The sequence below is a fragment of the Duganella sp. BJB476 genome, from assembly GCF_003416895.1.
GTDB lineage: Bacteria > Pseudomonadota > Gammaproteobacteria > Burkholderiales > Burkholderiaceae_D > Rugamonas.
The window spans coordinates 258,363-280,026 of the sequence record NZ_QVIO01000008.1 but is presented as its reverse complement, the minus strand read 5'-3'; the positions used below and the strand labels follow the sequence as shown (position 1 = coordinate 280,026).

General features: G+C 64.1%; 17 protein-coding genes. 12 read left to right on the top strand and 5 right to left on the bottom strand.

Features of this window, described 5'->3' with window-relative positions; genetic code table 11:
• Positions 1-32 precede the first annotated feature (32 nt).
• Positions 33-590 (top strand): PEP-CTERM sorting domain-containing protein, encoded by a 558-nt coding sequence (locus tag D0T21_RS27030; protein ID WP_116992609.1) that lies wholly within the window; start codon positions 33-35, stop codon positions 588-590.
• 60 nt (positions 591-650) lie between these two features.
• On the opposite strand, the gene D0T21_RS27025 is transcribed toward D0T21_RS27030, so the two are convergent.
• Positions 651-1,292 carry a PEP-CTERM sorting domain-containing protein gene (locus D0T21_RS27025; RefSeq protein ID WP_229211648.1) on the bottom strand — a complete coding sequence of 214 codons (642 nt, stop codon included), beginning with the start codon at positions 1,290-1,292 and terminating at the stop codon, positions 651-653.
• A 153-nt stretch (positions 1,293-1,445) separates the two neighbouring features.
• On the opposite strand from D0T21_RS27025, the gene D0T21_RS27020 reads away from it, so the two are divergent.
• The 4 genes from D0T21_RS27020 to D0T21_RS27005 all read left to right on the top strand — a co-directional run bounded on the left by D0T21_RS27020 (position 1,446) and on the right by D0T21_RS27005 (position 4,556).
• Positions 1,446-2,057, top strand: a complete 612-nt coding sequence (locus D0T21_RS27020) for a TetR/AcrR family transcriptional regulator (protein ID WP_116992610.1) — start codon at positions 1,446-1,448, stop codon at positions 2,055-2,057.
• A gap of 118 nt (positions 2,058-2,175) precedes the next feature.
• Positions 2,176-3,333: an iron-containing alcohol dehydrogenase gene (locus D0T21_RS27015; protein WP_116992611.1), complete on the top strand. Its 1,158-nt coding sequence runs from the start codon at positions 2,176-2,178 to the stop codon at positions 3,331-3,333.
• 30 nt (positions 3,334-3,363) lie between these two features.
• Positions 3,364-4,041 (top strand): type 1 glutamine amidotransferase domain-containing protein, encoded by a 678-nt coding sequence (locus D0T21_RS27010; protein WP_116992612.1) that lies wholly within the window; start codon positions 3,364-3,366, stop codon positions 4,039-4,041.
• A gap of 95 nt (positions 4,042-4,136) precedes the next feature.
• Entirely contained in the window at positions 4,137-4,556 is a 420-nt protein-coding gene (locus tag D0T21_RS27005; RefSeq protein WP_229211647.1) for a YidB family protein, read from the top strand.
• On the opposite strand, the gene D0T21_RS27000 is transcribed toward D0T21_RS27005, so the two are convergent.
• The 3 genes from D0T21_RS27000 to D0T21_RS26990 all read right to left on the bottom strand — a co-directional run bounded on the left by D0T21_RS27000 (position 4,557) and on the right by D0T21_RS26990 (position 9,018).
• Entirely contained in the window at positions 4,557-5,096 is a 540-nt protein-coding gene (locus D0T21_RS27000) for a DUF2058 domain-containing protein (protein WP_116992614.1), read from the bottom strand. It lies immediately after the preceding gene.
• 74 nt (positions 5,097-5,170) lie between these two features.
• The gene (locus D0T21_RS26995; protein WP_116992615.1) at positions 5,171-7,756 is read right to left on the bottom strand and encodes a TonB-dependent siderophore receptor; all 2,586 of its coding nucleotides are present in this window, start codon (positions 7,754-7,756) and stop codon (positions 5,171-5,173) included.
• A gap of 218 nt (positions 7,757-7,974) precedes the next feature.
• Positions 7,975-9,018 (bottom strand): LacI family DNA-binding transcriptional regulator, encoded by a 1,044-nt coding sequence (locus tag D0T21_RS26990; protein ID WP_116992616.1) that lies wholly within the window; start codon positions 9,016-9,018, stop codon positions 7,975-7,977.
• Positions 9,019-9,255: 237 nt separating this feature from the next.
• Between D0T21_RS26990 and D0T21_RS26985 the strand changes: the two genes are divergently transcribed.
• The 5 genes from D0T21_RS26985 to D0T21_RS26965 all read left to right on the top strand — a co-directional run bounded on the left by D0T21_RS26985 (position 9,256) and on the right by D0T21_RS26965 (position 17,079).
• Positions 9,256-12,213, top strand: coding sequence for a TonB-dependent receptor (locus D0T21_RS26985; RefSeq protein WP_116992617.1), 2,958 nt, complete (start codon positions 9,256-9,258; stop codon positions 12,211-12,213).
• A 91-nt stretch (positions 12,214-12,304) separates the two neighbouring features.
• Positions 12,305-13,828 carry a tryptophan halogenase family protein gene (locus D0T21_RS26980; protein ID WP_116992618.1) on the top strand — a complete coding sequence of 508 codons (1,524 nt, stop codon included), beginning with the start codon at positions 12,305-12,307 and terminating at the stop codon, positions 13,826-13,828.
• Between the two features lie 15 nt (positions 13,829-13,843).
• Positions 13,844-14,545, top strand: a complete 702-nt coding sequence (locus D0T21_RS26975) for a SapC family protein (protein ID WP_116992619.1) — start codon at positions 13,844-13,846, stop codon at positions 14,543-14,545.
• Positions 14,538-15,542, top strand: a complete 1,005-nt coding sequence (locus D0T21_RS26970; protein ID WP_116992620.1) for a cupin-like domain-containing protein — start codon at positions 14,538-14,540, stop codon at positions 15,540-15,542. The genes D0T21_RS26975 and D0T21_RS26970 overlap by 8 nt, the downstream gene beginning before the upstream one ends.
• Positions 15,543-15,552: 10 nt before the next feature.
• Entirely contained in the window at positions 15,553-17,079 is a 1,527-nt protein-coding gene (locus D0T21_RS26965; RefSeq protein ID WP_116992621.1) for a tryptophan halogenase family protein, read from the top strand.
• Here D0T21_RS26965 and D0T21_RS26960 read toward each other — a convergent pair.
• Entirely contained in the window at positions 17,043-17,897 is an 855-nt protein-coding gene (locus D0T21_RS26960) for a glycine betaine ABC transporter substrate-binding protein (RefSeq protein WP_116992622.1), read from the bottom strand. The genes D0T21_RS26965 and D0T21_RS26960 overlap by 37 nt on opposite strands.
• A 232-nt stretch (positions 17,898-18,129) precedes the next feature.
• On the opposite strand from D0T21_RS26960, the gene D0T21_RS26955 reads away from it, so the two are divergent.
• A complete protein-coding gene (locus tag D0T21_RS26955) occupies positions 18,130-21,249 on the top strand; it encodes an alpha-1,6-glucosidase domain-containing protein (RefSeq protein ID WP_116994560.1) in 3,120 nt (1,039 codons plus the stop codon).
• Positions 21,250-21,339: 90 nt separating this feature from the next.
• On the top strand, positions 21,340-21,627 hold the full coding sequence (locus tag D0T21_RS26950; RefSeq protein WP_116992624.1) for a PsiF family protein: 288 nt from the start codon (positions 21,340-21,342) through the stop codon (positions 21,625-21,627).
• Positions 21,628-21,664: the final 37 nt, after the last annotated feature.

Below are 21,664 nucleotides of genomic sequence, written 5' to 3'. Positions count from 1 at the left end.
CTGCTCTTGTCGCCACTTAATTTGAGGAAGTCATGATTTTTGTCAAACGCCTGACCATCGCCATCGCCCTGTGCGCCACCGCCGGCGCCGCCGTCGCAGCGCAGGTCGACGCGCCGGTCGCCAGCAACGCCTACATCACGCGCAACAACCTGGATTGGGCATGGGCCTCGCCGCTGCCCGCTTCGAGCGGCCTGGACCTGTCGTACCAGTCGCAATTCGGCTGGCGCCTGCCGACCGCCGCGGAACTGGCCAACGCCCCGCTGGCCACCGACTTCATCTTCGCCGGCGCCAACGTGCCGCTGGGCGGCACGGATCCCATGAGCGGCGCCAACTTCTCGGCGATCAACAGCCAGCTGACCGGCGCCGCCGCCTGCGCCGCGCCCTACTTCAGCAAGATCTACAGCAACTGCGACTGGCAGGACGGCAAGGGCCAGCCATTCGGCCCATGGGCCGGCACGCCGGGCGCGCCGTCCTTTGGCGAGCAGCTGGTGGTGCGCGCCGTGCCGGAAGTGGACGCCTACGCCATGCTGCTGGCCGGCCTGGGCGTGGTCGGCGCGGCGGTCCGCCGCCGTCGGCGGGCAGGCGCTTAAACATGGGGCCAGACGGCGGCGGGCGGCCGCCTGGCAATCCCTAACGACCGGGCCGCCGGATCAGGCTACCCGTTGTTTGCGACGTGCCAGCCAGCCGACCAGCCCCAGCCCCGCCAGCAGCATGGCGTAGCTTTCCGGCTCAGGCACCGCCGACACGGTCAGCAGGGCCTCCGGAACACCGCGGCTACCGCCGAAGAGCCCAGTGTGGCCGCTGCCGGTCACCACACCGCCAAAGATCACCTGTTGGCCCTGGTGGGCATTCAGATAAGCAACACCGAAGGCGTTGAGCTGGATATCGACGTAACGCACCTTCAGGCTGTTTGCCTCGCCGGCGGTGACCGAGCCCAGCGAAGGGCCCACGCCCAGGCTGCCGAAGTCCACCGCAGTCGCTGCATGCAGACTATACACAGCGGCAGGATTGAAGTCCGTATCTATGCCATCGTTAAAGATGCTGATCGTGGCCTTCTCTATGTGGCCGGCACTTGGCTTAAAAGCCATCCAGTTGCGCGTATCCAAACCATGCCCGTCGGTGCCGGCATATAGGTTGGCCCAGCTTTGCATATTGACATTGTTGCAGGTGTAGCCGCCGAGGTCGTAATTCGCACACCACCCTTCGCCATTGGCGTGAAAGGTAGTGTCGGCCTGGGCGGCGGCGCTCACGGCGAACAGAGTGGAAAACAGGACTTTACTCATCTGGTTCATATGCGTTCCCATGTTAAAAATATAATGTGAAATACATAACAATAATACATCAATATTTGTTAATATTTTATTTTTATAAAGTATTCACATGATTAAACTTGGCGTTGATTGATTCATAGACGACCGGTCTAATCGTGTTATGATGCGTCCACCATGACCACAGAACACAACAGCGTCCGCCAGCACATCCTGGACACGGGCAAGACCATCATCACCGGCAAAGGCTTTGCCGGCGTGGGCTTGAACGAGATCCTGACGGCGGCGGGCGTGCCCAAGGGTTCCTTCTACCACTACTTCAAGTCCAAGGAGTTGTTCGGCGAGGCGCTGCTGGACGACTATATCGGGCAATACCTGGCGCAGATGGAAACCATATTGAGCCAGCCCGGCCAAAGCGCCGCGCGCTCGCTGATGGACTACTGGGCCAGCTGGAACGACCTCGACGCCGACAGCTGCGACTGCCGCTGCCTGGTGGTCAAGCTCAGCGGAGAAGTGGCGGACATGTCGGAAGCCATGCGCGTCACCCTGCTGGAGGGCACCAACCGCATCGTCGCCCGGCTGGCCGTCTGCGTCGAGCAGGCGCTGGCCGACGGTTCGCTGCGCCAGGTCGCCGACGCCAAGCTCACGGCATTGGCCTTGTACCAGCTGTGGCTGGGCGCCGCCCTGCTGACCAAGTTGCGGCGCGAGCCCAGCGCCCTGCACGCCGCCTGGCAGACCACGCTAACCATGCTGGGCCTGCCGGCCAACACCCAAGGGGGTCAAGTCTGACATTCGGACACGTGCCCAGCCATAGCGGCCAATACGGCTGGGCACGTGTCCGAATGTCAGACTTGACCCTCATTTTTTACCGCATCACTAGACGACCAGTCTAATAACAGGAGCTAGCATGAAGAATTTTGAATTCCACAACCCCACCAAGATCGTCTTCGGCGCCGACACCGTCGCCCAGTTGTCCAAGCTGGTGCCGGACAGCGCCCGCGTGCTGATCCTGTACGGCGGCGCCAGCGCCGAAAAGACCGGCACCCTGGCCGAAGTGCGCCGCGCGCTGGGCGCCCGCACCGTCCGCGAGTTCGGCGGCATCGAACCCAACCCCAGCTACGAAACGCTGATGCGCGCGGTCGAACAGGTGCGCCGCGACGAGATCGACTTCCTGCTGGCCGTCGGCGGCGGCTCGGTGATCGACGGCACCAAGTTCGTCGCCGCCGCCGCGCTGTACGAGGGCGAGCCGTGGGAAATCGCCCAGAGCGGCGGCGCCAAGGTGCGCCGCGCCCTGCCCTTCGGCGCCGTGCTGACCTTGCCGGCCACCGGCTCGGAAATGAACAACGGCGCCGTGGTCACCCACAAGGCCACCCACACCAAGCTGCCATTCCGCAGCCCGCTGCTGTTCCCGCAATTCTCGGTGCTTGATCCGTCCAAGACCTTCACGCTGCCGACCAAGCAAGTGGCCAACGGCCTGGTCGACGCCTTCGTCCACACGGTCGAACAATATCTGACCTACCCGGTGCGGGCGCTGGCGCAGGACCGCTTTGCCGAAGGCTTGCTGCAAACGCTGGTCGAGATCGCGCCGCAGGCGCTGGCCGCGCCGGACGACTACGCCACCCGCGCCAACCTGATGTGGACCGCCACCCTGGCGCTGAACGGCCTGATCGGCGCGGGCGTGCCGCAGGACTGGGCCACCCACATGATCGGCCACGAGCTGACCGCGCTGTACGACATCGACCACGCGCGCACGCTGGCGCTGGTGCTGCCGTCGCTGCTGGACGTGCAGCGCGCCACCAAGCGCGAGAAGCTGCTGCAATACGGTGAGCGCGTGTGGGGCATCCGCGACGGCAGCGACGAGCAACGCATCGACGCCGCCATCGCCCATACCCGCGCGTTCTTCGAAGGCCTCGGCATCCCGACCCGCCTGTCGGCCTACCAGCTGGGACAGGAAGCGGTGGAAGCCGTGCTGGCGCAGCTGGCCGCGCACGGCATGACCAGCCTGGGCGAACACCGCGACATCGACCTGGCGCGCAGCCGCCGCATTCTTGAAGTTGCACTGTAAGCCCCTCCACTACACACACAAGGACTAGCCATGAACATCCTGATGGTACTCACCTCGCACGACAAACTGGGCAACACCGGCCACAAGACCGGCTTCTGGCTGGAAGAATTCGCCGCGCCCTACTACGCGCTGAAAGAAGCCGGCGCGCAACTGACGGTGGTCTCGCCGCTGGGCGGCCAGCCGCCGCTGGACCCGAAAAGCGACGCGCCGGAATCGCAAACCCCGGCCACGGTCCGCTTCAAGGCCGACGCCGACGCGCAAGCCGTGCTGGCCCACACCGGCAAGCTGGCCGAAGTCTCGGCGGCCGACTTCGACGCCGTGTTTTATCCGGGCGGCCATGGCCCGCTGTGGGACTTGGCCGAAGACCGCGCCTCGATCGCGCTGATCGAAGCCATGCTGGCGGCCGGCAAGCCGGTGGCGGCGGTGTGCCACGCGCCCGGCGTGCTGCGCCATGTGAAAGCGGCCGACGGCAGCCCGCTGGTGCGCGGCAAGCAGGTAACCGGCTTCACCAACACCGAGGAAGAAGCGGTCGGCCTGACCAAGGTCGTGCCCTTCCTGGTCGAGGACATGCTGAAGGAACACGGCGGCATCTACTCCAAAGTCGCCGACTGGCAAGCATACGCCGTCACCGACGGCCTGCTGGTCACCGGCCAGAATCCGGCCTCGTCGGAAGCGGCTGCGGCGGCCCTGCTCAAGCTGCTGGCCTGACGCGACCAGCATGCTGCACCGCCGCAAAAGTCGCTTGCGGCGGCATTGATTCGGTGCAAAAATGATATCTTCATTGCCTTACCCCACCGGAGAACATGATGAGCTTACTGGATCAACTGGCAGGACAAGTACTGGGATCGCTGGGCGGCGGCCAGCAAGGCGAAGCGCAGCAAGGGAACTTGCTGTCGGGTGTGATGGCGATGATAGACAATGCCGGCGGCGTGCCGGCCGTGCTGGAGCAACTCAAGCAAAGCGGCCTGGCCGACCAGGTCATGTCGTGGGTCGGCACCGGCGCCAACCAGGCCATTTCCGGCAGCCAGCTGGAACAGGCACTGGGTTCGGACCAGCTGCAGCAGATCGCCGGCCAGGCCGGCATCGATCCGCAACACGTGTCGTCCGGCCTGGCCAGCCTGCTGCCGCAGATTATCGACCAGCTGACGCCGCACGGCGAAGTGCCGGCCGACGGCCTGCTGGCGCAAGGCCTGAACCTGCTGAAGGCGCGCCTGAGCGCCTGATCACCACATCAGGTCGTCGGGGATCTGGAAGGCGGCGTACGGATCGTCTTCCTCCACCGCGGTGGTGCTCTTGTTGACGCGCACCACCAAAGTGGCGTCGCGCTCGGCGATCTTGTCGGCGATCACGCGCGGCACCAGTTCGGCCACGCCGTTCAGCACCACGATCACCAGGCGGCCCGCCACCAGGTGCTCGCGCACCGCCGCCGTCACGAACATGCGCTCGATCTTGCTGCCGTGCGTGTAGTTGTAGGCGATGTCGCCGTTGCGGCCCTTGTCCTGGCGGTTTTGCTGCACCATCTGCGCGATCTGCGCCAGGATGGCTTTCTGCTGCGCCGCCGCGTCGCGCTGGGCGTTCAGTTCGCGGTTGCGCTCGGCCAGCTTGCGCTGCGCCTCCTGCGCGGCCAGCTTGGCTTCGTCGACGCTCTGGGTGCCGGAGCGGCGCTCTTCCTTCTTCTGCTTGCTCTTTTCCTGATTGGCGACCTTGACCTTGTTCTTGGCCACCAGGCCGGCCTTCAGCAATTGATCTTGTAACGAAACCATGTGTACCACTCCATAAAAAAAGGTCCGCCGCCCCTTGCGGAGCTGCGGACCTCATTATAGCTGCGGCGTGCCGCTTAGAAGCGATAGTTCAGCGAGGCGGCGAAGGTGCGGCCCAGCTGGCTGAACTGCGAACCATCGTAGGTCACCATCGAGTAGCGGCCGTCGAAGGTGATCGAGTTGTATTGCACCTCGGACGGGGTCATGCCGGTGACCGCATCTTTGGTCTTGCTGTCCAACAGGGCTTGACCGGTCGAGTTGAGCGCCTTCATGTTCCACTTCGGCGTGACGTTCAGGATGTTGTTGATATTGAACGACAGGGTGACGTTCTTGGCCACGTTATAGTTGAACGCGAAGTCGGTGACCACCTTGGTCTTGAACTCCACTTCCAGGTTGTTGTCCAGGCCGGCATTGCGGAAACGCGTAGGACCGAACATGGTGTTATTCAACGAGAAGTTGTAGTCCCGGTAATCGAGATCTGCGCCGAAGATGGTCTTGTACTTCGGACGCGAGGTGAACATCAGCGCTTCCTGGGTCGGATCGAGCACCGACTGGTTCGCCGCCGCCACCGTCGATGGATTGTTGACGGCGCCCTCACGCTCGTTTTTCAGCGACAGGTTGCCCGACAGGTTCAGCGTCACTTTGCCTTCGCCCAACGTCAGGTTCTTGCGCGACAGCACATAGTCGATGCCCGACGTACGGCTGGTCAGTGCATTGGCGAAGAAGCTCACCGAGACGATGCCGTTGGCGTTCAACACCTGGTCGAGCGGGCTGGCCTTGACGCAAGCGTCTTGTTTGACCGGATCGGTTTCGTTACAGGCCGGCACAATTTCCTTGCCCAGCACGATACGGTTCTTCACCTTGATGTTGTAGTAATCGACCGTGATGCTGGTGTTGTTGTCAGGCTTCAGACCCAGGCCCAGCGTGATGTTGTCCGACTTCTCGGCCTGCAGTTTCGGCACGCCGAGCGCCGCCGCTTCCTTGGACACATTGTTGACCAGGCCGGAGACCTGAATCCCCTTGCCCGGCACGAAGGAGTACTGGGCTTTCTGCGTGTAGATCTGCGCCAGCGATGGCGCGCGGAAGCCGGTCGATGCCGACGCGCGCAGGGTCAGCTGGTCGCTGACCTTGAGGCGGGACGACAGTTTCCAGACGAAGGCGCTGCCGAAGTCGCTGTATTTCTCGTAGCGGCCCGTGCCGTCGACCAGCAGGCTGTCGCTGATATCCCAGGTTGCGCCGCCGTACACGCCGTAGTTCGAACGCGACGTCGGGAAGGAATTGCGCGGATCGTTGCCGGCGAAGGAATCGGCGCCGGTGCCGATATACGAGGCTTCTTCGCCAGCGATGGTCTTGAATTTCTCATGGCGGATTTCGGTACCCGCATACGCGCTGACGGTCGACGCGACCTGCTTGGAGATGTCGCCGTTCAACACGAAATGTTCGAACTTCACGCCGCCGGCGTTGAAGTGCGTCGGCGAGGCGGCGCCCAGGCTGCGGTTGACCGAATTGCCGACTTCATAGCTTTGTTCATTGCCGCCGTAGGTCAGGCTCAGGTCGGTTCCCCAGCCGCCCAGCTGGAACTTCACGCCGCCGGTGGCGTTGTAGTCATCGAGCTTGCCGACAAACGTAGGCACGTAACCGAGGTAGGGAGTGCCGGCCGGGTGCAGCAGGCCGTAGTCCGTCGGACGCCAGTACGGGGTGCGGTAGTTGGCATAGCTGTCGACCTGCTTGTGCACATAGGCGGCATTACCGTAGAGCGAGACGTCATCGCTCAATTCGTAGCGGCTGTTGACCAGGGCTTTCTGCGCGGAGGTGGCAGGCGAGCCGTTGATGTTGCCGGCGTCGGGCTTGATCGCCAGGAACGCTTGCGCATCGGCCAGCGTGCCGCCCAGCGTGTCGGGCTCGGCCCGGGCATCCACCCGGCCAGGGCGGTTGGACAAGCCCACATGGGAAAGATCGAGCGTGTAGTTGACAAAGCCGCGATCGCCCAGCGCCACGCCCTGGTTCAGGCTCAGGCCGCCCATCTTGCCGTCGCTCTCATGGGTGATGCCGGCGCGCGCGGTGATCGAACCGCCCTCGGCGTTATCCTTGAGGATGATATTGACCACGCCGGCGATGGCGTCGGAACCGTACTGGGCCGAGGCGCCGTCGCGCAGCACTTCAATGCGCTTGATCGCGTCCTGCGGAATGGCGGAAATGTCGGAGCCGCTTTCACCACGGCCCGGCGACGTCTGCGTGTACACCAGCGAACTGGCGTTCTTGCGTTTGCCGTTGATCAGGATCAGCACGCGGCTCGGTCCCATATTGCGGATTTCATAGGGGTCGAGCAGCGACGTGGCATCGTTGACCGGAGTCTGCACGGTGTTAAAAGAGGGTACGCGGAATTGCAGCGCTTTATCGAGCGAAGCCTGGCCGGTCTTGGTGAGCTCACGCGAGCCGATGATATCGACTGGCACTGGCGTATCGACCATGGTGCGCTGGGCGCCGCGGCTACCGGTGGAGACAATCACCACTTTCTGGATATCGTCCGGCGTCACATCGGCTGCTGCGGCAGGCTGGACGGCGGCGGCTTGGGCGACGGCAGCCGCTTCGACCTGGGCTTGTGCCAGGACGTATGGGCTGGCGGACAACAACAACGCTGCGAATGGAAAATTCTTCTTCATGTGCGATCTCTTTTATTGTCGTGATGTTGGGTGTCTGTTGCTAGCAACATAGATGCTAAGTAGTGATTGTTGCCATGGCTGAATGTATAGACATCATTACTGACCGTCTATTGTTTCCACTAAACTTCAACGTGAATCCAGATTCATGCGGCAAATTAACAACTACATAAACGTTTTCCCAATAGCATTTGGACATTGTTTCCAGTCGCGGGCGGAGCTCAGGCCGGCTTGCGGCGGCGGGCCGGCTTGGCCGCCGCCGGCAGCGCCGCCAGCGAGGCGCGCAAGGTCATCGTCACCGGATAGCCGCGCGTGACGGGACGCTGCAAGTCGTAGCAGCTGTTGAGCAGCGCGTTGATGCCGTTCTGCGTCATCTCGCGCCACGGCATGTGCACCGTGGTCAGGCGCGGCGCTGAGAATTCCGCGCTGGGCGTATCGTCGTAGCCGATCACCGACAGCTCGTGCGGCACGCGGATGCCGGCCTCCTGGAAATACGACAGCGCGCCCACCGCCATCTCGTCGTTGGCGCAGAACAGCGCGCTGCACGGGTGCTTGGAGTCCATCAACTCCTTGGCCGCCGACCAGCCGCCGGCCGGCGAAAAGTCGCGCTCGGTCATCCACAGCTTGCCGGTGTCGACGCCGTTGGCGTGCAGCTCGGCGAGGAAGGCGTTGACCCGCACCACGTTGTCCGGCAGGCTGGCCGGGCCGGCCACCACGGCGATCTGCCGGTGCCCGTGGTCGAGCAAGGCGCGCGCCGCCATCCGTCCGCCCAGCGTGTGGTCGACCGTGAAGCACTGGCCGGCGATGTTGTCGAAGCTGTGGTTGAGCACCACCATGCGCTCATGCTTGAAGCGCAGCGCGGCGATGTCTTCCTCCTGCAGCACATTGGTCATCAGGATCAGGCCGTCGCAACCGCGCTCGATGAGGAAGGCGATGCCCTCGATCGCCTGCTGGCGCGCGCCGCCCAGGCCGGCGCCGAAGGCCACCACCATGTGCAGGCCGGCGGTGCGCAGTTCGTTGTCGATGATTTGCAGGATGGGCGTGTAGAAGGTGCCGCTGAGCACCGGGATGTACACACCTATCATCTGGCTGGAGCCCGACAGCAGCGTGCGCGCCGCGTGCGAGGGCCGGAAGTCCAGCTGCTCGATGGCCGCCTTGACCTTCGCCAGCGTGGCCGGCGATACCGAACCCTTGCCGCTGACGACGCGCGAAGCGGTGCCCAGTCCTACGCCCGCGAGGCGGGCTACGTCTTTGATGGTGGCCACGGCTGATGCCTTTTCACGTAGGTGATCGGTAAAAGTGTCTCTTTTTGGAAACGTTCCCAGACATGGTGCACGGGTTGATTTCCTCTGTCAACGAAAACCGGGGCCGGCTTATGCGGCATTGCAAATTGACTTTGAAATTCGTTCGGTGCTATATTTGCCACACGAAATGGAAACCTTTCCAAATCTAGGTTGGGGAAAGTGGCAAAGCGAGCTGTTCATAAAAACACAGGAGATCACATGCATTATCCAAAGGCACGACAGAAACTAATGAGCCTGGCGGTGGCCAGTGCCTGCGCGGCGGCGGCCGGGCAGGCACTGGCGCAGGAAGCATCCGTCAAGGCAGCTGAACCGGAAGTCCAGAGCGTGGTCGTCACCGGCCTTCGCCAGAGCTTGCTGTCCTCGATGAACCTGAAGCGCAATTCCGACGGCATCGTCGACGGCATCGTGGCCGAGGACATCGGCAAGTTCCCCGACACCAACCTGGCCGAATCGCTGCAACGCATTTCCGGCGTGTCGATCGACCGCTCGATCGGCGAAGGTTCGAAGATCACCGTGCGCGGCGTCGGCCCCGACTTCAACCTGGTGCTGCTGAACGGCCGCCAGATGCCGACCTCCAACCTGGGCGACCTCAACGGCCGCGCCTTCGACTTCGCCAACCTGGCGTCGGAAGCGATCTCCCAGCTGCAAGTGTACAAAACCAGCCGCGCCGAAACGCCGACCGGCGGCATCGGCGCCACCGTCAACGTGATGACGGCGCGCCCGTTCGACCGGCCCGGCATGCACTCGAGCGTGGGCGTCAAGGGCGTGTACGACAGCACCAACGGCAACCTGCCGGGCGACGTCAAGGCCAGCAGCTCGACCACGCCGGAATTCTCCGGCCTGTACTCGAACACCTTCGACAACAACAAGTTCGGCGTGGCGCTGACCGGCAGCTACCAGGAACGCAACCTGGGCTACAACACCGCGGCCGTCTCCAACGGCTGGAAGGGCCCGTTCCGCGGCGACGAAAACACCTGGGGCACCATCCCGCAGGACGGCGCGATCAACCGCCCGACCGGCGCCAACCTGTACTCGGTGCCGCAAAACCTGAACTACAACTTCAACGGCGTCAAGCGCCAGCGCACCAACGCCCAGCTGACCTTGCAGTACAAGCCGACCGACAAGCTGGTCACCACGCTGGACTACACCTACTCCGAAAACAAGATCCAGACCAAGCGCAACGATCTGTCGGCCTGGTTCAACTTCGGCCCGTCGACCAGCTCGTGGACCAGCGGCCCCGTCTCCAGCCCGCTGATCTACAAGGAACTCATCCCTCCCAACAAGGACACCGGGATCGCCTCCTCGGACATCGCCATGGGCGCGGCCGACTTCGCCACCAAGACGCAGAACAAGTCGCTGGGCTTCAACGCCGTCTGGAAGCCGACCAGCGACCTGCGTTTCGAACTCGACACCCACCACTCGACCGCCGAGTCCAAGGCCGACAGCCCCTTCGGTTCAAGCAACACGCTTGGCACGGCCAGCTTCAGCCGCGGCGACACCACGGCCGACTTCAGCCACGATTTCCCGGTGCTGAGCATCACCGGCGCCGACTTTACCAAAGCGCCGCAGCAGGTCACCGGATCGGTGTTCACCAACGGCTACATGAAGGGCGAGGTCGACCAGACCCAGGTCAAGGGTGCATGGAAAGTGCTGGAAGCGTCCGAACTGAAATTCGGCGCCACCGCGTCCGAGGTCAAGAACCGTTCGGCCTTCTCCAACCAGCAGCGCGACACCTGGGGCGGCGCCACCAAGCCGTCCGACTATCCGGCCAGCGTGTTCCATCCGGCGTCGGTGGCCCAGTACTTCGACCATATCGACGGCAGCGGCAGCCCCAACCTGTTCAACCAGTTCTACACCTTCAACTTCGCCCAGGTGCGCCAGCTGGCGGCCACCGCCTCCGGCCTGCCGGCGCTGTACCTGCCGAAGACCACCTTCGACAACGACGCCCGCACCACCGAGAAATCGAAGGCGGCCTACATCCAGTTCAACACCGACTGGGACACCAAACTGCCGATCCGCACCTCGATCGGCCTGCGCTACGAAACCACCGACGTCACCTCGACCGCGCTGGTGCCGGCCGCCGTCGGCATCAGCTGGGTGTCGCAGAACGAGTTGCCGATCACCTTCGGCGACCCGACCTTCACCACGCTGACCGGCAAGTACCACAACCTGCTGCCGAGCTTTGACTCCGACATCGAGATCACGCCGGACCAGAAGATCCGTTTGAGCCTGGGTGAGACCATCGGCCGTCCGCGCTACGACCAGATCCAGGGCGGCACCACGCTCAACTCGCTGACCCGCGCCGACGGCGGCACCGGCAGCCAGGGCAATCCGGCGCTGAAACCGGTCAAGTCCAAGAACCTGGACCTGTCCTACGAGTGGTACTACGGCAAGCAGAACTTCTTCTCGCTGGGCTACTTCCGCAAGAACCTGGAAAACTACGCAGGCCAGTCGCAGTTCGACGCCACGCCGTTCAACCTGCACACGCCGGTGGGCGGCAAGTTCTGGAACGAGGCGCTGGCCAGCGGTTGCGCCGGCGCCGACACCACCTGCATCCGCGACTACATCTTCAAAAACCACGACGGTGCGCCGGGCGTGACGCGCGGAACCGATGCCAACGGCCACGCCACCGGCACCATCGTCGGCCAGCCGAGCGATCCGATCGCCAACTTCAAGATCAACTCCTTCTCCAACCAGAAGGCGGCCAGCCTGAACGGCCTGGAAGTGAACTTGCAGCACATGTTCGGCAACAGCGGCTTCGGCGTGTCGACCAACTACACCTATGTGCACTCGGGCCTGAAGTACGACAACGCCAAGATCGGCGAGCAGTTCGCGCTGGTCGGCCTGTCGAACTCGTCGAACGTGGTCGGCATCTACGAGGACAAGAACTTCACCGCACGCCTGGCCTACAACTGGCGCGGCGAGTTCCTGTCGTCGACGTTTGACGGCTCCGGCCCGAATCCTCAGTACGTCGAGGCATACGGCCAGGTCGACGTCAGCATCGGCTACAACTACAACGAGAAGCTGAGCTTCCAGTTCGAGGGCATCAACGTCGGCAACTCGATCCAGCGCACGCACAGCCGTACCCAGCAGCAGCTGGAATCGGTGACGCAGCAGGGTCCGCGTTACATGATAGGCGCCCGCTACAAGTTTTAACCGGTAGTTGATCGTTCCGGGGCCGCTGCCAGTCAGCGGCCCTTTTCGGTTAGACTTTCAGCCATCTCATCCTCAACTCAAGGCGAGCAATATGGTCCGACGCATCGTGATTGTGGGGGGCGGTTCCGCCGGCTGGCTCACAGCCGGGCTGATCGCCGCCGACCACCAGGGCTCGTCCCTGCACGTCACCCTGATCGAATCGCCCGACATCGCGCCCATCGGCGTCGGTGAAGGCACCTGGCCCAGCATGCGCGATACGCTGCGCCGCATCGGCGTGTCCGAAGCCGATTTCTTCCGCGAGTGCGACGCCTCGTTCAAGCAGGGTTCGCGCTTCAATTGCTGGGTCAATGGAAGCGACCACGACTACTATTTCCATCCCTTCGTGCTGCCACAAGGCTACGGCGAAGTGAACCTGCCGGAGCAATGGCAAGCGCAACACCCGAACATCCCGTTCGCCGACCTGGTCAGCTATCAGCCGCACCTGTGCGTCAACGGCCGCGCGCCCAAGCAAGTGGTGACGCCGGAATTTTCCTCGGTGGCCAACTACGGTTACCACCTTGACGCCGGCAAGTTCGGCGCCTTCCTGCGCAAGCACTGCCTGGAAAAGCTGGGCGTGCATTACGTGCCGGACAACGTCGTCGGCATCGCCAACCACGACAACGGCGACATCGCCGCGCTGCAAACCCAGACGCATGGCGCGCTTGAGGGCGACCTGTTCATCGACTGCACCGGCATGCAATCGCTACTATTGGGCAAGCACTACGAAGTGCCCTTCCTGTCGCAGAAGCACGTGCTGTACAACGACTCGGCGCTGGCGGTGCAGATCCCCTACCCCGACGACAACTATCCGATCGCCTCGCAAACCTCGTCCACCGCGCAAAGCGCCGGCTGGATCTGGGACATCGGCCTGCCGACCCGGCGCGGCATTGGCCACGTGTATTCCAGCGCCCACATCGGCGACGAGCAGGCCGAGGCCGAGCTGCGCCGCTACATCGCCGCCACCGGCGGCCCGCAAGACATACCGCAGCCGCGCAAGCTCAGCTTCAACCCCGGCTACCGCGAGCGCTTCTGGCACCGCAACTGCGTGGCCATCGGCCTGTCGGCCGGCTTCATCGAGCCGCTGGAAGCGTCGGCCCTGGCGCTGGTGGAAATGTCGGCCGCCATGGTCAGCGACGAGCTGCCGGCCACGCGCGCGGCGATGGACATCGTCGCCCAACGCTTCAACGACGCCTTTAGCTACCGCTGGGAACGCGTGATCGATTTCCTCAAGCTGCACTACGTGCTGAGCCAGCGCCGCGACAGCGACTACTGGCGCGACAACACCGCCGCCATCCCCGACCGGCTGAACGACTTGCTGACCTTGTGGCGCCACCGCGCGCCATCGCGCAACGACTTCAACCGCATCGAAGAAGTGTTCCCATCGGCCAGCTACCAGTATGTGTTGTACGGCATGGGCTTCCGCAGCGAATTCATGAACCCACAGCCACGGCAAGCAGCGCTGGCCGACGGCTACTTCCGCGAAGCGGCCGCGCTGACCCACAAGATGCTGGGCGCGCTGCCGGACAACCGCGAACTGATCAACCACATCAAGCGCCACGGCTTGCAGAAAATCTAAAACATGAGAGACCACATGTCGAACACCGTATTGCTCAACAACGTAGACCACAAGGATCTGCGCATCATCACCCGCCGCGGCGCGCAGTTCGGCGAGCGCCAGATGTCGGCCGTCACCTTCCCGGCCGAATTCCGCGACGTGCAAGCCTGCTACCCCATCGTCTTCCGCAAGACCACGGACGGCCTGGGCTTCGAGCCGATCGCGCTGTTCGGCTTCCAGGAAGAGGAAAACCTGTTCCTCAACGGTGAACGCTGGGACGCGCCCTACGTGCCGATGATGATAGCCCGCCAGCCCTTCATGATAGGCGTCAACGGCAGCGAGCTGATGGTGCACATCGATGCCAACAGCCCGCGCGTCAGCCGCACCGAAGGCGAGCCAGTGTTCAAGCCGCACGGCGGCAACAGCGAATTCCTGGAACAGGCCAGCTCGATGCTGCTGGCCATCCACCAGGGCCTGCAAGAGACGCCGGCCTTGCTGGCCGCGCTGCTGCAGCACGAGCTGCTGGAAAGCTTCGTGCTCGACGTCGAACTGAACGACGGCTCGCAGAACCGCCTGGTCGGCTTCTACACCATCAACGAAGACAAGCTGTCGGCGTTGGGGTCGGACGCCGTGGCCGCGCTGCACCAGGCCGGGCACCTGCGCAGCATCTACATGGTGCTGGCCTCGCTGTCGAACTTCCGCATGCTGATCGACCGTAAGAACGCCGCCCATGCCTGAAGCCCTGCGCGAGATCAGCGGCCTGGGCGCGAACGACCTGGGCGACGACATCCTCAACGCCACCGAACCATTGGTGCTGCGCGGCCTTGCCGCCAGCTGGCCGATGGTGCGCGCCACGCTGGCGTCCGAACGCGGCGGCGACGCCTACCTGCGCAGCCATTATCGCGACGCCACGGTCGGCGCCATGCTGGGTCCGCCGGAAGCGGGCGGCCGCTTCTTCTACAACGCCGACATGAACGGCTTCAACTTCTACCCGGTGCACGCCAAGCTGACCGCCGTGCTGGACGAGATCGAAGCCAAGCGCCACCATGCCACGCCGGCCACAGTCTACGTCGGCTCGACCACAGTGGACACCTGCCTGCCCGGCTTCCGCGAACAGAACGACATCGGCCTCGGCGGCCGCGACGCGCTGGCCAGCATCTGGATCGGCAACCGCAGCCGCATCGCGGCCCATTACGATGTGCCGGACAACCTGGCCGTGGTGGCGGCCGGCCATCGCCGCTTCACCCTGTTCCCGCCGGCGCAGCTGAAGAATCTGTACGTCGGCCCGCTGGACTTCACGCCGGCCGGCCAGGCCGTCAGCCTGGTGGACCTGCTGAACCCGGACTTCGACAAATATCCGAAATTCGCCGAGGCGCTGGCGCACGCGCGCACCGCCGAACTGGGACCGGGCGACGCCATCTTCATTCCCAGCATGTGGTGGCACCACATCGAGGCGCTGGATCCGTTCAACGTGCTGGTCAACTACTGGTGGCGCCAGTCGCCCGACTACATGGATACGCCGACCAGCGCGCTGATGCTGGCCTTCCTCACCATGCGCGACCTGCCGACGGCGCAGCGCAAGGCCTGGCAGGAGATCTTCCGCCACTACATCTTCGAAGCCGACGAGACCACGGCCGCCCATATCCCCGAGCACGCCCGCCACGTGCTGGCGCCGCTCAACGACGAGGCCGCGCGCGTGCTGCGCGCCCAGACACTTAAAAAAATGAACCGCTAAGGAGACATCGATGAACCCAGGCACACGAGATCCCAATCACCGACGGCCGGTGCACCGCGTCGTCATCGTCGGCGGCGGCACGGCCGGCTGGATGGCGGCGGCCGGCATCGCCAAGGTGCTGGGCAAGCGGCTCGACATCAAGCTGATCGAGTCCGACGAGATCGGCACGGTGGGCGTCGGCGAGGCCACCATTCCAACGCTGATGAATTTCCACAATCTGCTGGAAATCAACGAGCAGGAATTCATGGCCGAGACCCAGGCCACCTTCAAGCTGGGCATCAGCTTCGAAGGCTGGCGCAACGTCAAGGAGGACTACATCCACTCCTTCGGCATCACCGGCACCGACCACTGGACCGCCGGCTTCCAGCACTTCTGGCACAAGGGCGTCGAGCGCGGCCTGGCCGGCGACTACGGCGACTACTGCCTGGAACTGAAGGCCTCGCTGGAAAACCGCTTCGCCCACCTGCCCGACAACGGCATGAACTACGCCTACCACCTGGACGCCAGCCGCTACGCCAAATACCTGCGGCGCCTGAGCGAACCGCGCGGCGTGCTGCGCATCGAAGGCAAGATCGTGCGCTACACCAAGCACGAGGACAACGGCGACGTGCGCTCGGTGGTGCTGGAATCGGGCCAGGAAATCGAAGGCGACCTGTTCATCGACTGCACCGGCTTCCGCGGCCTGCTGATCGGCGACGCCATGCAGGAGCCGATGGAGGACTGGTCGCAATGGCTGTTCTGCGACCGCGCCATCGCCGTGCAGACCGAGTCGGTGGGCGACGCCGTGCCGCTGACGCGCTCGATGGCGCACCAGGCCGGCTGGCAGTGGCGCATACCGCTGCAACACCGGGTCGGCAACGGCATCGTCTATTCGAGCCGCCACCTGGACGATGACGCGGCGATGCAGCAGCTGATGTCCAACATCGAAGGCAAGGCGCTGGTCACGCCGCGCGTGATCCAGTTCAAGCCTTGCCAGCGCAAGCACACGTGGAAAGGCAATGTGGTGGCGGTCGGTTTGGCCAGCGGTTTCCTGGAGCCGATCGAATCGACCAGCATCCACCTGATCCAGCGCGCCGTGGTGCGGCTGATGCAGACCTTCCCGACCGACGGCATCAGCCAGGCCGACATCGACGAGTACAACAAGCAGTGCAACGACGAGATCGAGCACATCCGCGATTTCATCATCCTGCACTACCACGTCAACAACCGCACCGACTCGCAGTTCTGGATAGCTGCGCGCGAGATGAGCATCCCCGCCTCGCTGCAACACCGCATCAACCTGTTCCGCGAAACCGGCCGCGTGTTCCGCGTGCCAAACGAGCTGTTCGCGGAGAACTCGTGGATACAAGTGATGCTGGGCCAGGGCATCATGCCGCGCTCGCACCACCAGACCGCCGACCTGATGGGCGACGCGGAGCTCAAGCATTTCCTCGGCGGCATCAAGTCGCGGGTGGACCGCATCGTGGTGCAGCTGCCGACCCACCAGGCCTATGTGGAACGCTACTGCGGCCGCGCGGAATCGGCCAAGGCCGCCTGATCCTGCACGCCGTTCCACGCAACGCCACCGCCAACTCCGGTGGCGTTTTTTTGTTGCGCCAGCCAGGCGTCCGCCGCGGACAGGGGCGACAAGCCCTGGCGGCAAATCATGTGGTCCAATTCGCTGATCGCGCGGTTGCCCAGGCTCAGTTCGCTCAACTGCGCCAATGCCGCAGGCGCCATGCGGGCGGCGCATTCTTCCCGCACAATCAAGGTCGCCTCGTCGCGGCCGCCCAGCAAGCCCAAGGGTTCCGCCAACGCGCGGATGCGCTGCCGATGGTGCAGGAACTGCGGATGCCATAGCGGCACGACCAGCCACAGGCCCTGGCGCACCGCGTCTTCATAGCGACGGAAGCATGCGTCTTCGCTGCCGTTTTCAAAGCGGTAGCCCAGCCCTTCCAGGCCATACGCCGACATCATCTGGCGGGAAAAGCGGCTGATGCCCGCACCGGGATTGATGCCCTGCAAAAGCTTGCTCATGCGCGCGGCGACCGCCGGCGTCGCCAGATCGTCAACCGATGCGACCAGTTCTTCAGGCACATAGTCGGGCACGCCCCAGATGCAATACGGCCGGTACAGCACGCCGAGCTTGCGCGTCTGCGCCTGATACGGCGCCAGGTAAGCGCCATGGCTGGCCGACAGCCATGCCGAGGCCAGCATGTCGACCTCGCCGGCGCCGTAGCGGCGGAACATCTCTTCATGCGCCGCCGCCGTGCTCTGCACCATGTAGCCGTGGCTTTCGAGGATGCGCTGGACGACCGCCGCGCCGGCGGCGTGGAAGCTGAGGCCGATATGGCCCAGCCTGATGATCGGTTTCATTCGAGCTGCCTTCACAAGTTGATAGCGGTCGCATGGTAGGCGCGCCGCAGCCATCCAGCTAGCCCGGCAGCCAAGAAATACTTTCAAACGGAACGCGAAAATGCGTCTGTCCACGGCCAACAACACTCTGCTGAAATATTTATCATTTCCACATTTTTTAGGTAGTAATATTACAAACCCATCCAGTCCGCAGACGATTGGAGGCAAATACCTATAAAACACGGAGACCAGCATGAAACTGCACTGTAGTTTAGTTTCACATCTGAAAGTTATCACGGCCACGGGCGTGCTCGCCCTGCTGGCCGCCTGCGGTGGCAGCGACAGCGCCAGCAGCGCCGCCCCGGCCGCCAAACTATTGGGCGACAAAATGGTATCGGGCCTGGTGGCGGCGCCGCCCGCGCCGGCCAATATCCGCATGCACTTCCACCGCGCCGCCGGCGACGCCAGCCAGTGGGGCGTGTACTCGTGGGACGGCCCGGTCAACCCGAGCCCCGGCTGGATCAGCGGCCGCTTCATGATGACCCAGAGCGACGACTTCGGCGGCTACGTCGACATCCCCGTCAACACCGCCAAGTCGGCGATCTGGTTCCTGGTGACCGACGGCAGCGGCAACAAGAACTGCGGCAACGACCAGTCGGCCAACTTCAGCCCCGACATCGCCAGCAACGGCCAGGAAGTCTGGATGCTGGAAGGCGATTGCAGCGTCTACAGCGCGCCGCCGGCCATCAGCTACGGCAACCTCAACAACGCTAGCGCGCACTGGCTGTCGGCCTCGACACTGGCCTGGCCGGGCGCGGCCGCCGGCGGCAGCTACCGGCTGTACTACGCGGCCAATGGCGGCCTCGGCACCAGCAGCGCAGGCGTCACCGGCGCCGACGGCAGCATCGCGCTGAGCACCGGCGCCTTGCCGGCAGCCTTGCAGCAAAAGTATCCGCACCTGGCCGGCGCCACCGCGCTGACCATGGCGGACGCCGACGCGGCCGGCATCGCGGCCAGGGCCAGCAGCCAGTTCGCCATCGCCCAGCTGGACGCCAATGGCAAGCTGGTGCAAGTGACCTCGCTGCAAATGAGCGGCATGCTCGACAGCGTGTTCGCCCCGGCCGCCGCCGGCGCCACGCTGGGCCTGAGCTACGACCGCAACGGCGCGCCGACCTTCCGCGTGTGGGCGCCGACCGCCAAGTCGGTCAGCCTCAAGCTGTACCCGGACGCCACCAGCGCCAGCACGCTGAGCCGCGCCATGAACCGCGACGCCGCCAGCGGCGTCTGGAGCTACACCGCGCCGGACGCCAGCTGGGTCAACCGCTACTACTACACCTACCAGGTGCAGGTGCTGTCGCGCTGGGCCGGCAACACGCTGGTCGACAACAGCGCGACCGATCCGTATTCCTTCAGCCTGAACGCCAACAGCCAGCGCAGCTTCGTCGCCAACCTGGACAGCGCCGCGCTCAAGCCGGACGGCTGGGACCACCACCAGGTGCCGCGCCTCGACGGCCCGACCGACATCGCCCTGTACGAGCTGCACATCCGCGACTTCAGCGCCAGCGACGCCACCGTGCCGGTCGCGCACCGCGGCAAATACCTGGCCTTCACCGACCAGGACTCGGACGGCATGCGCCACCTGCGCCTGATGCAGAAATCCGGCCTGACCCACATCCATCTGCTGCCGTCGTTCGACTACGCCAGCGTCAACGAAGCCGGCTGCACCACGCCGACCATCCCCAACGCCGCCGCCGATTCCAGCGCGCAGCAGGCGGCGGTGGAGGCCACACGCGGCGGCGACTGCTTCAACTGGGGCTACGATCCGGTGCACTACACGGCGCCGGAAGGCAGCTACTCGACCAACGCCAACGACGGCGCGGTGCGGGTGCGCGAGTTCCGCGCCATGGTGCAGGGCCTGCACAAGCAAGGCCTGCGGGTGACGATGGACGTGGTCTACAACCACACCAGCGCATCGCAGCAGGGCCCGTTGTCGGTGCTGGATAAAATCGTGCCGGCCTACTACTACCGCCTCAACGCCGGCGGCGGCATCACCAACGACAGCTGCTGCGCCGACACGGCGTCCGAGAACGCCATGATGGCCAAGCTGATGATCGATTCGGTTAGCACCTGGGCGCGCGACTACAAGGTGGACAGCTTCCGCTTCGACATCATGGGCTTCACGCCGCTGGCCGTGATGAAGCAGTTGCAGACGGCGGTCAACAGCGCGGCCGGGCGCGACATCTACCTGTACGGCGAAGCCTGGAACTTCGGCACGGTGAGCAACGACGCCCGCTTCGTGCAGGCGCGCCAGGCCAATATGTTCGGCAGCGGCATCGGCTCGTTCAACGACCGCATCCGCGACACCGTGCGCGGCGGCGGCTGCTGCGACAGCGGCTCCAGCCTGATCAGCCAGCAAGGCTTCATCAACGGTGTCTACTACGATCCGAACGCGCAATCGACGCAGACCAAGGACGACTTGCTGCGCCTGGGCGACCTGGTCAAAGTGGGCCTGTCCGGCACGCTGCGCGACTACAGCTTCGTCGACCGCACCGGCACGCTGCGCAAGAATTCGCAGATCGATTACTTCGGCCAGCAGGCGGGCTTTGCCGCCAACCCGGCCGAGACCATCAACTACGTCGAGGCGCACGACAACCAGACCCTGTATGACCTGAACGCCTACAAGCTGCCGGTCGGCACCAGCATGGCCGACCGCGTCAAGGTACAGACGCTGGGCGCGGCCATCAATGTGCTGGCGCAGGGCGTGCCCTTCCTGCACGCCGGCCAGGAAATCCTGCGCTCGAAGTCGATGGACCGCGACAGCTACGACGCCGGCGACTGGTTCAACAAGCTGGACTACAGCTACCAGTCGAACAACTTCGGCGTCGGCCTGCCGATGGCGAGCGTCAACCAGGACAACTGGCCGCTGATGGCGCCGCTGCTGGCTAACCCACTGCTCAAGGCCGACCACATCGCCATCGTCAGCGCCCGCGACGCCGTCAACGACTTGCTGGCGATCCGCCAGGACAGCAGCCTGTTCCGGCTGCGCACGGCGCAGGACGTGTCGGAGCGGCTACGCTTCTATAACACCGGGCCGCAGCAGGTGCCGGGGCTGATCGTCATGAGCATCGACGGCCAGCATCCAAGCCGCTACGACGGCGCCCGCTACAAGATGGTGGTGGTGCTGTTCAACGTCGACAAGGTCGGCAAGACCATCGCCGTGCCGGAACTGGCGGGCCGCAAGCTGAGCGTGCACCACATCCAGCTGAACGCCGACGGCGGCCGCAGCGCGCGCGTGGGCAACTACGTCAGCGCCGGCGGCAAGTTCAGCGTCGCCGCGCGCACTGCCGTGGTGTTCGTGGAGGAAGGCCAATAGGATTGGCCGGTGCTTGCCAACTCGGTTATAGTGACCGTGTGGCAAGCACTACGCCGCGCCTACCGTCTATCGACCTTCGAGGAAATGAAAATGAAAAAACTGTTTGTTGCCAGCCTGATCCTTTCCCTGTGCGGCGCCGTCTCCGCAGCCGAGCCGACGGCCCAGCAAAGCAAGATGAAAACCTGCAACGCCGATGCGACCGGCAAGAAAGGCGATGAGCGCAAAGCGTTCATGAAGGAATGCCTGAGCGCCAAGGCCGAAGCACCGGCGCCGAAAGTGACCCAGCAGGAGAAGATGAAAAAATGTAATGCCGACGCCACCGGCAAAAAAGGCGACGAGCGCAAGGGCTTCATGAAGGAATGCCTGAGCAACAAATAAGCCGTACCGCACATAAAAAAAACGCCATGTGCGCTGC